2 protein-coding genes are annotated in these 2,003 nt (G+C 43.1%); both read left to right on the top strand.

Annotated elements, in window-relative coordinates; translation table 11 throughout:
- Positions 1-285, top strand: a 285-nt coding sequence (locus M595_RS27260) for a Uma2 family endonuclease (RefSeq protein ID WP_023069336.1), incomplete at its 5' end; no start/stop codon positions are given.
- Positions 286-510: 225 nt separating this feature from the next.
- Positions 511-1,599, top strand: coding sequence for a recombinase RecA (gene recA, locus M595_RS27265; protein WP_023069120.1), 1,089 nt, complete (start codon positions 511-513; stop codon positions 1,597-1,599).
- Positions 1,600-2,003: the final 404 nt, after the last annotated feature.

A 2,003-nucleotide genomic window follows, 5' to 3' on the forward strand; every position in this document is an offset into this window, starting at 1 on the left:
GAACGGTGGGAAAGCTTAAACGCCGAACAACAAGAAAAATTCCCCCCCATTTGCCCAGATTTTATCATCGAACTGCGATCGCGAACCGATTCCCTCGAAACCCTTCAACAAAAAATGACCGAATATCTTGATAGCGGTCTAAAATTAGGGTGGCTCGTTAACCCGCAACAACAACAAGTCGAGATTTATCGCCCCAGTCAGCCTGTTGAGATTGTTCAACTCCCCAGTCGTTTATCGGGAGAAAGTTTGTTACCCGGATTTGAACTCGATTTAGCCCAATTTTGATATTGATGAAAGCATCAAACTTCGTTACAATGAGCAAACGTGAGTTAAAAACGAGTCGAAAGCTCGGCGCTGTGGAAACAGACGCTTTATCACATCTTGTAAATTAATCCAATGAGCGGTGAGTGAGAAGCCAGTCAAGCTGGTAAGATACGAGCATATTATATCTGTTTGACCCGGCTCCGCATAAAAAAATCCTACTAAATCGTAACAATGGGATCAAAACGAATGGCTACAAAAGTTGGCGATAACGCCGAAAAGCAAAAAGCATTAGCTCAAGTTCTCAACCAAATTGAGCGGAACTTTGGAAAAGGATCAATCGTCCGTTTAGGCGATGCTCCCCGCATGAAAGTCGAAACCATTCCCAGTGGAGCATTAACCCTAGATTTAGCCCTGGGTGGGGGAATCCCCAAAGGACGGGTAATTGAAATTTATGGCCCAGAAAGTTCGGGTAAAACCACTTTAGCCTTACACGCGATCGCCGAAGTCCAGAGAGCCGGGGGAGTCGCCGCCTTTGTCGATGCAGAACACGCCCTCGATCCCAGTTACGCATCCGTTTTAGGGGTTGATATCGAGAACCTGCTGGTGTCTCAACCCGATACCGGAGAAATGGCGTTAGAAGTCGTCGATCAACTGGTGCGTTCAGTTGCAGTTGATATTGTGGTAATTGACTCTGTAGCGGCTTTGGTTCCCCGCGCAGAAATTGAAGGGGATATGGGAGACGCTCACATGGGGTTACAAGCGCGTTTAATGAGCCAAGCCCTGCGGAAAATTACTGGTAATATTGGTAAGTCCGGTTGTACGGTTATTTTCCTCAACCAACTGCGTCAAAAAATTGGAATTACTTACGGAAACCCCGAAACCACAACAGGCGGAAATGCGCTGAAGTTTTACTGTTCAGTTCGACTCGATATTCGCCGTATTCAAACCCTGAAAAAAGGCTCCGATGAATATGGAATTCGGGCTAAAGTTAAGGTTGCTAAAAATAAAGTAGCTCCTCCTTTCCGCATCGCTGAATTTGATATTATCTTCGGAAAAGGGATTTCAACATTGGGCTGTTTAGTTGATTTAGCCGAAGAAACAGGAATTATTAAACGTAAGGGTTCGTGGTATAGCTACAACAGCGATAATATTGGTCAAGGTCGAGAAAAAACCATTATTTACATGGAAGAAAACCCCGAATTTACCGCGAATATTGAGAAATTAGTTCGCGAAAAATTAGATGGCGGTGCAGTCGTTTCTTCTAACTCAGTCGGACAGGTTGATGAGTCTGAAGATTATGAAAATGACGAAAATGGAACCGGAGAAGAAGAATAATAAAATCAACGTTTTTCTCATAGAGAATTAGGAGTTAGGAGTTGGGAGTTAGGGTTGATAAATCATCCTCAATTGTGAAGTTATAACGCCCTAATTCCTATTGATTTTAACTCTAAGATTTGACAATTAAAACACAGAAAATATAACCTCCTTAGCCTTAGTGTTGAGGGGGTTTTTCACTGATTAAATGAGTTTCTATAGCGGTACACCCGAAAAACTAGGTTTTTGATAGTTTACGGGGAAAGGATGAGGTAAATTATGCAGTTACAGCGTTTCCTAATGCTAAGTTTATTGTTAAAGAGGTTTGGAGGTGCATCTGTTTAGCAAAGGTGTTACCTCCAACCCCTCAATACTTTGTACTTCCTCTGCTTGAACCGACATTCGGTAGTTGGAAGCACGGATCA

It is taken from the genome of Lyngbya aestuarii BL J, assembly GCF_000478195.2.
Taxonomy (GTDB): Bacteria; Cyanobacteriota; Cyanobacteriia; order Cyanobacteriales; family Microcoleaceae; genus Capilliphycus; species Capilliphycus aestuarii.